Raw genomic sequence first — 13563 nt, forward strand, 5'->3', positions numbered from 1 at the left:
TCATTGCCCTTCTAAATCGATTTATATAAAGAATCGGTATCGTTATTGGAGAACCGCCCGCTTTATGAGCAGCACCATTATTCCGGTCGCATCGTGCGATTTCATCATTTTCGGCGCGACAGGCGATCTGGCCGAGCGCAAGCTTTTGCCGGCCCTTTATCACCGCCAATGCGCGGGCCAATTTACGGAACCGACCCGTATCATAGGCGCCTCGCGGTCCGAACTTACCGACGATGCCTTCCGTGACTATGCACGAGACGCGCTGCACGAATTCGTCGGCGAGGAAGAGCGGGATCATGGCGAGATCGAAAAATTTCTGGACCGCCTTTCCTATGTCGCCATCGACGCCAAGAGCGACGAAGGGTGGGGCGAGTTGCGCGAAAAGGTCGGCGAGAGCAAAGCGGTGCGCGCGTTTTATCTGGCGGTTGGACCATCGCTCTTCGGCCCAATCGCGGAACGGATTCGAGAACACGGCCTTCTGAGCGACGACGCAAGGATCGTAGTGGAAAAACCACTCGGACGCGATCTCGACTCGGCCGTCGAACTGAACAAGACGCTCTCCTCGGTTTTCCGCGAAGACCAGATCTTCCGCATCGACCATTATCTCGGCAAGGAGACTGTGCAGAATCTGATGGTGCTGCGCTTCGGGAACGCGCTTTACGAGCCGCTCTGGAACAGCGCCCATATCGACCACGTACAGATCACCGTGGCGGAGAATGTCGGGCTGGAGAGCCGGGCAGACTATTACGACAAGTCCGGCGCGATGCGCGATATGGTCCAGAACCATATCCTTCAGCTTCTGTGTCTCGTCGCGATGGAGCCTCCCTCCTCGCTGGATGCGGACGCCGTTCGCGACGAAAAGCTCAAGGTTCTGCGCGCACTCGATCCGCTAACGGGGGAAGCCGTCCACCGGCGCACCGTGCGGGGACAGTATCGTGAGGGAGCTTCACGTGGCGGCGCCGTCAAAGGCTATCTGGAAGAATTGGAAAGCGGGCACAGCGACACCGAAACCTTCGTCGCCCTGAAGGCGGAGATCGGAAACTGGCGCTGGGCAGGCGTGCCCTTTTATCTGCGGACCGGCAAGCGTCTGGCAGCACGCGCGTCCGAGATCGTCGTTCAGTTCAAACCCATTCCGCATTCCATATTTGAGGAGGCCGCTGGCGAAGTCATCGCCAACCAGCTCGTCATCCGGCTGCAGCCAGATGAAGGCGTGAAGCAGTGGATGATGGTCAAGGACCCTGGCCCTGGCGGAATGCGCCTGCGCCATGTACCCCTCGACATGTATTTCTCCGATGCATTCAACGTTCGCAATCCCGATGCATATGAGCGCTTGCTGACCGATGTCGTGCGCGGAAATCAGACCCTTTTCATGCGTGGGGACGAGGTGGAAGCGGCATGGCGGTGGATCGATCCGATCCTGGAAGAATGGCAGAACCGTCCGAAGGATGTCGCCGGATATACATCTGGGTCATGGGGGCCATCGGCCTCCATCGGCCTGATCGAACGCGACGGTCGGAGCTGGCATGAATCCGTCTGATCCCCCCGCCCATCGCGATCCCGCCGATCTTCTTGCCGACGCGCCTGGCGAGCCGGCGTGGCGGGAACATTCTAGCGGGGGACGGCTGGCCGAACGCTTGGCGGACAAAGTCGCCGAACAGCTCTCCGAGGCCATCGAAGCGCGCGGCATCGCCACATTGATCCTGTCGGGCGGTCGGACGCCTGAAAAGTTCTTCGTCGCGCTGTCAGAACGCGAGATCGCGTGGGACAAGGTGATCGTGACGCTTGTCGATGAGCGTTTCGTCGACATGTCATCGCCCCGCTCCAACGCAGCCATGGTCATTCAGCGGCTTTTGCAGCGAAACGCAGCCGATGCCGCGTTCGAGCCGCTTTACGAGCCGGTTGCAAGCGCCGAATTGGCTGCGGATAACGCCAGCCGCCGTCTGGCCGGTCTGCCGCAGCCCTTCGATGTCGTGATTCTCGGCATGGGAACGGACGGTCACACCGCCTCGTTTTTTCCGAAAGGCGACCGCTTGGACGAGGCGCTCGACTCAAAAGGCGAACCGCGCATCATCTCGATGAATGCGCCGGATGCCGGAGAGCCCCGCCTGACCTGGACACTGCCCGCTCTCGCCAGTGCGCGGAGCCTCCATCTTCATATCGAGGGCGTGGAGAAGAAGAACGTGCTGTTCGATGCACTTTCCGACGAAGAATCGCCCTACCCGATCCGCGCAGTCTTCAACCGCGCCAAATCGACGATCACCATCTGGTACGCGCCAGCCGAAGGATAGAATCATGGCAACCGCAGAGATCCAACGCATCACGCAACGCATTGTGGAGCGCAGCAAACCCACACGCGAAGCCTATCTCGAACGGCTCGATGCGGCAGTTACGGCGGGCGTGAACCGTACTTCGCTGTCCTGCTCCAACCTCGCTCACGGTTTCGCTGTGTGTTCGCCGGCGGAAAAGAGAGACCTGTCCGGTGACACCGTGCCCAATCTGGGCATTATCACGGCCTATAACGACATGCTGTCGGCCCACCAGCCCTTCGAACGTTTCCCTGAGATCATTCGGGCGGCAGCCCGTGAAGCCGGCGGCGTGGCGCAGGTCGCTTCGGGCGTGCCCGCCATGTGCGACGGCGTAACGCAGGGCCAGCCCGGCATGGAGCTTTCGCTCTTCTCACGCGACATTATCGCCATGGCGGCAGGTGTCGGCCTATCGCATAATATGTTCGATGCGGCGGTTTATCTCGGCGTCTGCGACAAGATCGTGCCGGGCCTTTTTATCGCAGCGCTCACCTTCGGCCATCTGCCGAGCATATTCGTGCCTGCCGGACCGATGCCGTCCGGCTTGCCAAACGATGAGAAAGCGCGCATCCGCCAACTCTATGCTGAAGGCAAGGTGGGCCGGAACGAGTTGCTGGAAGCCGAGAGCAAAAGCTATCACGGTCCCGGCACCTGCACTTTTTACGGCACGGCCAACTCCAACCAGATGATGATGGAAATGATGGGCCTGCACATGCCCGGCGCGTCATTCATCAATCCGAACACGCCGCTCCGCGATGCGCTGACCAAGGAGGCCATCAGCCGGGCCTTCCAGATCACGCAAGCGGGCAATGAATTCACCCCTGTCGGGCGAATGATAGACGAGCGTTCGATCGTCAATGCTGCGGTCGGCCTGAATGCGACGGGCGGCTCGACCAATCATACGATTCATCTCGTGGCCATGGCCGGTGCAGCGGGCATCAAGCTCAACTGGCAGGATATCTCCGATATTTCCGATACTGTGCCACTGCTGGCGCGGGTTTATCCGAACGGCCTTTCGGATGTGAACCATTTCCAGGCGGCAGGCGGCATGGGCTTTCTGATCAAGGAACTCTGCAAGGCCGGGCTGATGCATGACGACATCCGCACCGTCTATGGCGAGGGAATGGAAGCATACGGCATAGAGGTCACGCTAAATGAGGATGGATCGGTCCGCCGCGAGCCGGCGCCGGATGTCAGCCATGAGCCGAAAATCCTGACAACGGCGGATCAGCCATTCCAGCCGACTGGCGGGATTGAAGTGCTCAAAGGCAATATCGGCGACGCCATCATCAAAATCTCCGCCGTCAAACCGGAAAACCGCGTCGTCGAAGCTCCGGCTGTCGTTTTCGAGGATCAGTCCGAACTGCAGGAAGCCTTCAAGGCCGGAGAGTTGGAGAAGGATTTCGTCGCAGTCGTCCGTTTTCAGGGGCCGCAGGCCAACGGCATGCCCGAATTGCATAAGCTGACACCGCCGCTTGGCGTATTGCAGGATCGCGGCTTCAAGGTCGCGCTTGTGACGGACGGGCGCATGAGTGGCGCTTCTGGCAAGGTTCCGGCTGCCATTCACGTCACGCCCGAAGCGCTCAGCGGTGGGCCAATCGCCAAGGTCCGCACCGGCGACCTGGTGCGCGTGGACGGCGAGAAAGGCACGCTCGAGGTGCTGGTCGATGACGCCGAGTTTCTCGCCCGCGAAAATGCCCAGGGCGATATGGCAAAGAACCAGTACGGCATGGGTCGTGAACTGTTCTCGGCTTTCCGCTCGGTCGTCGGACGGGCCGATCAGGGCGCGACGGTTTTCGCTATCTGAAACTTAGACGGGCGGCTCTCGTGAAAAAAGCCGTCCGCAATAACACAGCGAAAACGAAACGCTAGCGGCTCATCCGTTCAGCCAATCCATCCAGTATCTCGCGCATGGAGCGGACGGTTTCACGCATTTCCGCCAGTTCCCGGCGATCGGCATCCTGCTGGGCCTGCTGCATAGCCACTTCTGGTCCACGGGCATGGTATGGATGGGGGGAATGGCCCTGCCATTCCGGCTCTTGCCACGCTGTCTCCCGATAGGGAGCGGGCATACCGGCAGGGCGGTATGGAGCGACCGGCTGACTCTGACCCACAGACTGCGAATGGTAGCCCGGCCAGGATGGGCGATGCGGTGCGTAGCCGGGATGGTAGTCGGACGGATATCCCCACCCTTGCTGCGGCTGAGAATAGGGGGCGTTGGCAGGTGGGTATTGCGAAGACGCCAGATGATCCAGTCGGGGATCATACGCAGATGGATAGGCCGGCGGCGCATTCGGCACCACATCGCCCCGTCCACCATAAGGTTCGAGTGGGCGATGGCCGGTCATCTCTGCGTCCTGTTGCGGTGAATAAGGGTTTGGATTGGTCTGGCGATACATCGTGTCCTCGCTAAGCGTCTCGATAGGCTCGTCTTCTGTCACGGCCGTGTCCCGGCTTTCGGCTTCCGTGGTTTCCCTTTCCCGGATGACGGTGCTGCCCTGGGCCAAGGATCGCTGCGCCTTCATGTCTTCCCAGACACCGAGGATCGCCCCGATTACCAGGCCAAGCACGAATCCGAGTATCGTGAAAAGAATGACGGTCGAAGCGCGTGAGGGGCCTTCCGGCTTCAGCGGCGGTTGCGCCTTGCCGATAATAGAGATGTTGGTGGTATCAATATCCTTCTGCTCGCCGGCATCGCGGGCCCGCAGCAGATAGGACTCGTAGATATTCCGTTTGGCGGCCGCTTCTCGTTCCAATTGTCGTAAAGTCACGAGTTCGTCGGAAATGTCGCCCTGGCGAACCTTCATCTGGGCAAGGCGGTCGGCCAGGTCCTGCTGCTGCTGACGGGCACGGCGCAACTCCGCTTCGGCCGAGGCCGCTATTCGGCGCAGTTCGGCAGCCATCTGTTCGCGGGAGCCGCGCAATTGCGATTCAATAGCGATACGCTGCGGATGGCGTGGTCCCAGTCGGGCCGAAAGACTTTCCGCCTGCTGGCGGAGCTGCGCATATTGCGCGCGCAATTCGCTGATGACCGGCGAATTGATGGCCTCGGGCACCCCTCCGCCGAGAATGGCGTCCGTGCTGGTTTCGCGGATCGAACGAGCCTTGGCCTGCAATTCGATGAGTTGAGCTTCCGCACTCGCAAGCTGATCGTTGAGGCGAAGAATTTCTTCGTCCGTAATCAGCCGCCCCTGCGATTCCACCAGATCGTTTTCGGTACGGAAGGCTTCGACGGCCCGCTCTGCCGCCTCGACTTCCGTTCGCAGATCATCGAGCCGAGCCGTGATCTCACTCTCTGCGCGTCCTGCCGTGGCAGAGGACAAATTGCGCGAAACCTCAACGTAAGCAGCCACGACAGCGTTGGCGATATCCGCCGATAATTGCGGATCGCGCGTTTCCGCCTGCACAGAGACGACGAATGTGCGATCCGCACGCGCAATGTCGAGAGATTCAGCCAGATCGCTAGCAGCGTTGGCAATCTCGCTGTCTTCGTCGCTCTTTGCGGCGAATGGATTGATGGACCGAAGACTGGCCACCAACGCAAAAAGGCCACGAGGCGGCGCGGTGAAGCGCGGATCGTTGGCGAGGTCGAGATCCTTCGCGACCTTCTGCATCACCTGCGGCGCATACATCAGCCGCACCTGATTTTCGACCAGAGCCAGCGTCGCATCGGACGGCAGACCCTGAGAGGTCATGTCGCGCTCTGAAATCTTGATGTTGCGAGGATCGATCAGAACATCGGCGGAAGCCACATAGGTTTTCGGCGTCGAAAGCGCGATTACAACACCGAGTATCGCGCCGATGAGCGTCGTGGCGACAATGATGAGCTTGGCGTTCCATACGCCAGTCAGAACCGCCACCGGATCGACTGCCGGCCGCCAGACCTCGCTGACCACACGCCGCCGTTCGTATGATGAGGCAGCACGGGGCTGGTAATCACTCGGCATGACCGGTGGCGGGCTGGCTTGTACATCGCGCACCGGCTCTGTCTTCACGACCTTGGGGCGGTCGTCGCTCGACTTGTCCGGCTCCGCGGGTTTGTGCTGCTTTCGATGGAGCCAGTCCCGGAAGGATTGCAGGACCGTTGGCGTCTCGGGATCGTCTTCGCCTGCAGGCCGGGCGGTTTCTCTTTCGTTCGCAGGATCAGGCCGTGATGTCTCACGTGATCGGGGAGCGGGTCGGGAGTCTGTATGTGAACGCGAAGGCGGTGGTGGCGAAGCTTCCCGCTCCGCCGCCATGGAGAGCACACTGTTGCTGCGCCGCGGACGCTTCCGATCTCTTGCTTCAGCGTAAAGCTCGCGAATATCCGGCTCGGCAGGATCTGGTTCCTGCCGGTTTGCGGATGCCGCTCGAGAGAGAAATGATCCGGCCATCCGGTCCTTACCGCCAAGCTCAAGAGCCGGTCCTGAACGCCGACACTCAATTCTTGTCGAACTCTAAACAGCCATGGCAAAGAAAGTGTAAAGATTGGCGCTGTGGTCCCATTACCTGTCGGAACGAACCGGACATTAAGAGCTGTCGGGCATGATGCGGCGATGTCGGACAGCCAAGCTCATAGCGGAACCGTCACCCGCAAGACCTCGTGGACGCAGAGAATGATCGCGCGTCTGCCAGCGGGCGCCTTGCAGCTGACAGGTGGCTATCTTGCCGCGACCAGCGGATCGCTGGGTCGGTTGGTTTTTTCGCTGGCCTATTTCGTTCTGCTCGCCAACACGCTGACGATTGCCGAGTTCGGCATTTTCGCCACCGCCAGTGCCGCCGGCGTGATGCTGTCGCGCATTGTCGGGTTCGGCATGTCATCGCCTCTCTATCGCGCGGCGACCGTGCGGCCCAGATTAATCGGTCTCTACGCAGGCGGGTTTTTATTGGCCGCTGTGTTGTCTCTTCCGATCCTCGTCGTCGCGTCAATCGTTACATGGGCCTTGATCTTTTCCCGTGATGTTCCGTTCACGCCCTTTGCGCTGATCGTTGCTGCGGAAGCTCTGCTATGGCGGAGCACAGAGATCGTTATCATCGTCAATAACGGTCTGGAGCGCTTTGGGAGAGGCGCTATTCTCACGATTATGGGCACAGCGCTGCGCGCGCTCGCCGCTCTGTGCCTGACATTTCTTGCCGCGCCAGATCTTACTTCCTGGTCATGGCTTTATCTGCTCGCCAACGGTGCGGCGCTCGCAATTGCAATTTTGTTCTACTGGCCCCGCCAAAAACTTCGATGGCATCCCGGCGTCTGGTGGCGACGAACAGCCGATGCCTTTCCGGTCTGCGGTGCAGAAATATTGTTTTATCTTCAGTCCGAACTGGACAAGTTGCTCGTTCTTTATCTCGGTGGGCCGCAACTGGCTGGCCTCTATGCCGTCGTGATGCGGCTTGTCGACCTGACCGCCCTGCCCGTCCGCACATTCACCATGCTATTGATCCAGAAGCTGATGGGCAGCACCGAGGCTATCGCATCGCGCCTGCGCCGGTTTGGTCTGGAGGCGACAATCGCGACCGCCTCGACGCTTGGCATCGCGGCACTCGCCGGCATTCTGTGGTTATGGCCGACATTGCTGGGCGACAATGTCGCGGAAGCCGCGCCACTCGTCCTGCTCGTTCTCGCAGTTCCGGCGCTGCGTAATCTCGTCGAATATCATGCCGAACTGCTATACGGCCGAGGTCAAAGCGGCAGGCGCATGGTCAATTTGGCCGTTCTGGGTGTGGCAAAGGCCGTACTGCTCGCGGGCATTCTCGCTCAGTTCGCCGAAACCGGCTCTATCATGATAGCGTTGAACGCGGTATTTGCCGTGCTTTATGGGCTGTCGCTCGTTCTGACCTATCGCGCCTTGTCGAGAAAGACAGGCAAATCGTTCTAGACTGTGCCGCCTAGCCGATTACGCGGCGCAGATCGCCAATGTCCGATCCGGTAAAGCTCTGCAGCGCTACGGCAACCTGGCTCTCGCCCATCGCTTCGATGAAATCGCGGATGCCACCTTCGGTCAGCCCCGGACCGCCCCAATAGGTGTGACACCATTCTGTGTCGTCATGGAAATGATGCGCCGGATCGTCCAACTCATCGCTGAAGCGGCCGTAGATCATGCACTCTGAGAAGCTGCGCCGGCGAGCCAGCAAATCGACCCAGTGTCGCGAGCAGGCCGCTTCGATGCGGGCCGTCATCGCCCGAACGGAGGCCGTGCGCCAGGCGATGAGCGTTGCGATATAATCATGCGGCGAAGTGCTTGCGCCGAGGCCCAAAATACGCCCTGCATTTCGGCTCCAGACGTGCTGCTCGGAGGGTGGACGGCGGACCAATTCGAACGGTCTGCGAAACAGCCGGACGGCGCCATTGTCGGCAATGACATCGCGGGCGTCGAACGCCTTGACGAAGGCAACGTCGCTATCCAGAAGAACCATAGCCTGTTCGTCGATATGTTCGGCGATCGCGATTTTTCGAATTTGCTGCACGTGCCAGCCACGAAGCGGCCAACCGCGCCATGAGAGCCAGACCCGGCGCCTGCCGAAGCTGAAGGGATCGGCGACGTCGTGGAGCGATCGCGGCAGGATATCTCCTTCGCTAACAACCTCTCGTTGCTTTCCTTCAAACTCCCGAAACAGCGGCGCATCGCGATCAGAGACCAAGACGAGGTGTCGGGTATAGCCCCGCACATGCTTGTCCAGTGTGTCACACAGCAGTCTGAACCGGTCTATATCGCCGGCATAGCTTGCGGTAACGAGCGCGACGGATCGGTCGTCACCGGACGCCGAGCCTTCCGATTGTCTCAACGTCCGCTCCGATCTATCAGAACGCGATAGAGAAAACGCGGATTGCCGATCACATAGCGAGCGAAAAGGCGGCGTGGCTCCAGAGCAAGCCGCCAGACCCACTCACTTCGCAAGCGCCGAACCAATTTGGGTGCGCGGGGTACGGCGCCGGCCAGAAAGTCGAACAAGGCGCCGACGCCGAAAACCAATGTGCAATGGCGCTGGTCCAGATTGCCCACGATCCAGTTCTCCTGTGCCGGCACGCCCAGAGCGACCATCAGCAGATCGGGCTTGTCGGCCTTTAGATGCTCAAGGATGGCATGCTCCGATCCCGCATCGAAATAGCCATCGGAAAAGGCCGTGAACCGGTTCTGCGGAAATCGCTCCTTTAGCGCTTCAACAGCGCCGTTGAGGCTGTCCAGTTTGGCCCCGATGAGACCGACATGCAGCGGCGGGTGCAATCGCTCAAGAAGAAAGGGCATGAAATCCGTACCGTTGAGGTTGGCCGGGAAGGTCTGACCGTCCTTCAGCCAAGCCGCTATATCCACCCCAATACCATCCGGCAGAACCAGAAAATTCTGCAATAGCTGCGCATATGCAGTATCTTCGGCCGCGATATTGGCGACGTGGCTATTGAGAAATGCGATGCGTGAAAATTCGCCGCGATGAAGACGCGACTGTAATTGCTCGGCGGCCTCTTTCGCCGTCAGCGCGGCAACCTCATGGCCGAGTACCCTTTTTGTCGGTATTGATAAATGTGGCTTGGCTTCAACCGACATCATGCCGCCCGAAATGCAGCCATGTCGCGTCCGAGCGCCGCGAGCGCACGATCCATCGCATCGCCAAGCGCGGCCTTCTGCGCCAGATGAAAAGCCGATCCGTCGATGCGGCGCGCGTCGGCTGCCTGTTTGACCATGAGTGACGCGAATTCCGCCGGATCGTCCGAGACCGTGACGTTGTGCGGAAGATGGGCGATACCGCGAAGCGAGCTGGTCGTCGCGACCGCAGGCATCCCCAGTTCGAACGTCTCGAGCGTCTTGAGCTGTACACCCGTCCCGGCGCGGCTCGCCAAGGGCACTATGCGACCACCGAGAAGGAATTCTGTCGCATCCTCGACCCGGCCGACGAAACGTATATTGGCCGCCGGCGAACGAATATCGCTGGGCATGTCGCCTGCGATTTCGACCGTGAAATCGGCAGGCAGGCAAGGCGCAACTTGTTGGAGGAACCACTCAAGACCGATCCTGTTCGGCGTCCATCCCCACGAGCCGATCATCGTCGCATCAACCCTTGGCTCGATAGACGGTGCATTCACCGCCGCGGGCGTTACAAGCGGCAGAACCGTTGCGTCTTCAGCCGACATGCCGAGCGCTTTTCTGTCGTCGTCCGTCAGGGTAATGAGATGGCTGGCCTGGCGGCATAGATCCGCCTCCAGCTCTTCCAGAAGCGCCGCTTCACGCCGGTACAGGGCACGTTCGAAAGCTCCCGACGCGGCGGCCGCATTCTGGCGCGCTGACTGGTGTTCGACATTATGAGCGATAAAGAGCGCGGGCCGGTCGCGGAAAAGCTCCGGATAAGCCCCTGCCATCTGCACGGAATTCCAGACGAACGCGTCGATTGGCGGCAAGGCCGCAAGCTCCGCCGCCAGTGACGAAGACGGCTTCTGTCTCAGTTTGGCGCTGGCGAAGGTGAGCCCGGTACGAACAGCTCTTCCAAGCCAACCGAGTTTCGTCGCCAGCGACGCGTTCTGCGTTCGAGCATCCATTTCGCCTAGCACGATCATCCGATCGTCCTGCCGTCCGACAGGCTGGCCGGGCCATTTGTATCCCAGCACGGTGACGCGTTCGACACGTTCATCGAGCGCCGCAAGCATGGCGGCATTGGCCACGTCGAAACCACTTGCCGGTGTCTCTGGCGGGATCAGGGATGTCACGAATACGAGGTGCATATCTTCAAGGCGCTCTTGCTGAAGGTGCTTTGATAGCCGCCTTCGGTTTGTAATGCTCCATTTAGATGAAAGTGCCGTTAACACGCGCATGAGTAGAGATATGTAAACAATTTTTAACTTTAGATTGCTCTACTACACGCTGCCTCGCCATGAGGTTTTTTGAGTTCGGCCAGGGTTGTTGCAGTCAAATGGACCAGAACGGTGTTCTTAAGGACGAGGAGAACGTCCCGCCGGTTTCGACCATCTTGACGCGATCACCCGATTTAAATGTCGAAGCGCCCGAAGTCATCGTCACCGTGCCGACCTACAAGCGCCCGGACCATCTGCTCAAAACGCTGCAAAGCCTGCGTGACCAGAAAACGAGCCGCCGCTATGCGGTGATCGTGATGGAAAACGAGGACGATAAACGGGAAGGCGCCCACGCAGCGGCTCCGCTGTTCGAAAGCGGGTCGCTGACAGGTTTGATCATCGCGGCACACCGGCGAGGCAATTGCGAGGCCTACAATGCCGGGTGGCAGACGGCGCTGGACACCTTTCCAAACTTTCGGCATCTGCTCGTCATAGACGATGACGAAATCGCCGAGCCGCGCTGGCTGGCCCGCATGTGCGGAACGGCCGAAACGCTGGAGGTCGATATCGTCGGCGGGCCGCAGAACCCGGTTTTCGAGAAAGACGAATACAAGATCTGGAGCCGGCACCCGGTCTTTCGTCCGCCCTACACGGAGACTGGGCCTGTGCCAGCTCTCTATTCGACCGGGAACCTTCTAATGAAGCGGCCGGTGCTGGAGCATTTCTCGCCGACTTTTCTCGATCTGCGCTTCAACTTCATGGGCGGCGGCGATTCCGATTTTTTAATGCGGGCGCGCAAATCCGGCTATGACTTCGGTTGGTGCGCGGAGGCCACCGTTCACGAAACCATCCCATCCCGCCGTTTGCAGGCGGACTGGATCAGGACACGCTCCCTTCGCAACGGCGTCATTTCCACGCTGGTCGATCATGAGCGGCGGAAGGGTCATGCCTTCGCCCGCGGACGGGTTCTGATGAAAAGCCTTGCCCTATTGGCCGCATCCCCCGCCAGGGGTCTGAAGGCCGGCCTTGCCGCCCGTTCCTTATCCGTCGGTCTATATCCCGTTCTGGTAGGCGCAGGGCGCGTTCTCGGCGAATTCGGTTACATGAATGACCAGTACCGCCAAGCCGAGAAGAACTGATCGCCAGATCCTTCTCGAACTGACGAGAGGAGCCTGGCGTGATGGCACGCTGGCGACCATGGTGGCCTGCCTCATGCTGGCGGTCGCGCTGATCGGGTTTCGGCCAATCGTTGTCGATTACGACCCGGACTATCTGACGCAGGGCGATCCGCTCAATCAAATGGGTTGGGGCGCCATGCTGGTGCTTTCGGTCGTTGCCGGCCTTTTGATGGCCGACGCCAGACGACTCTACGCGCTGGTTTCGCCATCCTGGCTGCTACTGATCGCCATGGTGCTGTTGAGTGTCATGCGGACGCCCGATCCGATGGCGGCTTTTCGCGGTGCGGTCTTCACGATAATCGGGATCGGGACTGTCATGGTCGTGCTGTCGCTTCCGCGCACCCAGGCTCAGATGGCGAGTGTTCTGGCATTTGCTGCGCTGGCTTTGCTGATCCTCAGCTATTTTGCGGTTTTTGCCTTTCCGCAGTCCGGCGTCCATCAGACCGGATATTTCGAGGATCAGCATGCCGGCCTCTGGCGAGGTATCTATCCGCACAAGAACGTCGCCGGGCCGGTGGCGGCCTGCACCCTATTTGTCGGCCTCTACCTCTTGCGGCTCGGCCGTCCAGCCATTGGTGGGCTGATCTTCGTGTTGGCGGCAATTTTCGTGCTGAAAACCGGGTCGAAGACGACGCTCGGACTGATTGGCATCACGGTTTTCATGGTTCTTCTGCCTACATGGACTGGCTTTCGCCGGTTTCTGCCAGCCATCTTTTTCGTCGCCGTCGCGGTGCTGACCGTCGCAACGCTCGGTATTGTCTTCATCGAGCCACTGAAACACTGGGTCAACTCGATAGCGCCTACCTTCAGCTATACCGGGCGGACAACACTTTGGGACTTCGGCGGCCGCATGGCGATGGAGCGACCGTGGACGGGATATGGCTACGGTAATTTCTGGCAGACGCCGCTGGTGCTCGAAGCCGAACCTCACTTCGACGAGAGATGGGATTTTCGACGGATCGGGGATTCTCATAGCGGCTATATCGACGTTCTCCTGATGGGCGGATTTCCGGCTCTTGCCGTCACACTTCTAGCCATATGGATAGCGCCCATGGCCGATTATGTGCGCGTCCCACAACTTAAACAGAACATCCTATTCGCCGACGTGATGATGATGATCGTCATCTTCACGGTGATGAACGCCTTTCTTGAGACCTTTTTCTTCAACCGCGCCGACCCTGTCTGGATCTATCTGCTTCTTGGCAGTTTCGGCCTGCGGATTGCCTCGCGGTTTACGCTTCACGAGAATGGCGCACCGCGCTGAGGCGCGTCTTGCGCCGTCCGACCGACTTTGCCACAAGCGCTGGTGAGGCAACGAAAAGCGGAG

The 13563-nt window shown here is 59.8% G+C and carries 10 protein-coding genes; 6 read left to right on the forward strand and 4 right to left on the reverse strand.

All coding sequences use genetic code 11. The features are described 5' to 3' along the window. The first annotated feature begins 64 nt into the window (after positions 1-64). The 3 genes from zwf to edd are packed head-to-tail and all read left to right on the forward strand — an operon-like array spanning position 65 to position 4110. A complete protein-coding gene (gene zwf / locus NIM86_RS03890; protein WP_253379293.1) occupies positions 65-1537 on the forward strand; it encodes a glucose-6-phosphate dehydrogenase in 1473 nt (490 codons plus the stop codon). Beyond that, on the forward strand, positions 1524-2288 hold the full coding sequence (gene pgl / locus NIM86_RS03895; protein WP_253379295.1) for a 6-phosphogluconolactonase: 765 nt from the start codon (positions 1524-1526) through the stop codon (positions 2286-2288). The genes zwf and pgl overlap by 14 nt, the downstream gene beginning before the upstream one ends. Positions 2289-2292: 4 nt before the next feature. Further along, positions 2293-4110 (forward strand): phosphogluconate dehydratase, encoded by a 1818-nt coding sequence (gene edd, locus NIM86_RS03900; RefSeq protein WP_256478330.1) that lies wholly within the window; start codon positions 2293-2295, stop codon positions 4108-4110. Between the two features lie 61 nt (positions 4111-4171). Here the strand turns inward: edd and NIM86_RS03905 are convergent, their stop codons facing one another. Then, positions 4172-6283: a GNVR domain-containing protein gene (locus NIM86_RS03905; protein WP_253379297.1), complete on the reverse strand. Its 2112-nt coding sequence runs from the start codon at positions 6281-6283 to the stop codon at positions 4172-4174. 555 nt (positions 6284-6838) lie between these two features. On the opposite strand from NIM86_RS03905, the gene NIM86_RS03910 reads away from it, so the two are divergent. Then, positions 6839-8155 (forward strand): lipopolysaccharide biosynthesis protein, encoded by a 1317-nt coding sequence (locus NIM86_RS03910; RefSeq protein WP_253379299.1) that lies wholly within the window; start codon positions 6839-6841, stop codon positions 8153-8155. A 10-nt stretch (positions 8156-8165) separates the two neighbouring features. Here the strand turns inward: NIM86_RS03910 and NIM86_RS03915 are convergent, their stop codons facing one another. Genes NIM86_RS03915 through NIM86_RS03925 form a run of 3 tightly spaced genes read right to left on the reverse strand, consistent with a single transcriptional unit; the run spans position 8166 to position 10989 of the window. Continuing rightward, positions 8166-9062, reverse strand: a complete 897-nt coding sequence (locus NIM86_RS03915) for a DUF6492 family protein (RefSeq protein ID WP_253379301.1) — start codon at positions 9060-9062, stop codon at positions 8166-8168. Then, positions 9059-9823, reverse strand: a complete 765-nt coding sequence (locus NIM86_RS03920) for a WecB/TagA/CpsF family glycosyltransferase (protein WP_253379303.1) — start codon at positions 9821-9823, stop codon at positions 9059-9061. The genes NIM86_RS03915 and NIM86_RS03920 overlap by 4 nt, the downstream gene beginning before the upstream one ends. Beyond that, positions 9820-10989, reverse strand: coding sequence for a glycosyltransferase family 4 protein (locus NIM86_RS03925; protein WP_253379305.1), 1170 nt, complete (start codon positions 10987-10989; stop codon positions 9820-9822). Before NIM86_RS03925 ends, NIM86_RS03920 begins: the two co-directional genes overlap by 4 nt. Positions 10990-11177: 188 nt before the next feature. Between NIM86_RS03925 and NIM86_RS03930 the strand changes: the two genes are divergently transcribed. Both NIM86_RS03930 and NIM86_RS03935 read left to right on the forward strand, forming a co-directional pair. After that, positions 11178-12197, forward strand: coding sequence for a glycosyltransferase family 2 protein (locus tag NIM86_RS03930; protein ID WP_253379306.1), 1020 nt, complete (start codon positions 11178-11180; stop codon positions 12195-12197). Then, positions 12166-13500 carry an O-antigen ligase gene (locus NIM86_RS03935; RefSeq protein WP_253379307.1) on the forward strand — a complete coding sequence of 445 codons (1335 nt, stop codon included), beginning with the start codon at positions 12166-12168 and terminating at the stop codon, positions 13498-13500. The genes NIM86_RS03930 and NIM86_RS03935 overlap by 32 nt, the downstream gene beginning before the upstream one ends. The last annotated feature ends 63 nt before the right edge of the window (positions 13501-13563 follow it).

Origin of the sequence: Notoacmeibacter sp. MSK16QG-6 (genome assembly GCF_024158145.1) — a bacterium.
GTDB lineage: Bacteria > Pseudomonadota > Alphaproteobacteria > Rhizobiales > Rhizobiaceae > Notoacmeibacter.

Excerpts from the sequence above, each read along its gene's own strand:
- zwf (WP_253379293.1), top strand. The coding sequence starts at position 65 with ATGAGCAGCACCATTATTCCGGTCGCATCGTGCGATTTCATCATTTTC.
- pgl (WP_253379295.1), top strand. The coding sequence starts at position 1,524 with ATGAATCCGTCTGATCCCCCCGCCCATCGCGATCCCGCCGATCTTCTT.
- edd (WP_256478330.1), top strand. The coding sequence starts at position 2,293 with ATGGCAACCGCAGAGATCCAACGCATCACGCAACGCATTGTGGAGCGC.
- NIM86_RS03910 (WP_253379299.1), top strand. The coding sequence starts at position 6,839 with ATGTCGGACAGCCAAGCTCATAGCGGAACCGTCACCCGCAAGACCTCG.
- NIM86_RS03920 (WP_253379303.1), bottom strand. The coding sequence starts at position 9,823 with ATGATGTCGGTTGAAGCCAAGCCACATTTATCAATACCGACAAAAAGG.
- NIM86_RS03925 (WP_253379305.1), bottom strand. The coding sequence starts at position 10,989 with ATGCACCTCGTATTCGTGACATCCCTGATCCCGCCAGAGACACCGGCA.
- NIM86_RS03930 (WP_253379306.1), top strand. The coding sequence starts at position 11,178 with ATGGACCAGAACGGTGTTCTTAAGGACGAGGAGAACGTCCCGCCGGTT.
- NIM86_RS03935 (WP_253379307.1), top strand. The coding sequence starts at position 12,166 with ATGACCAGTACCGCCAAGCCGAGAAGAACTGATCGCCAGATCCTTCTC.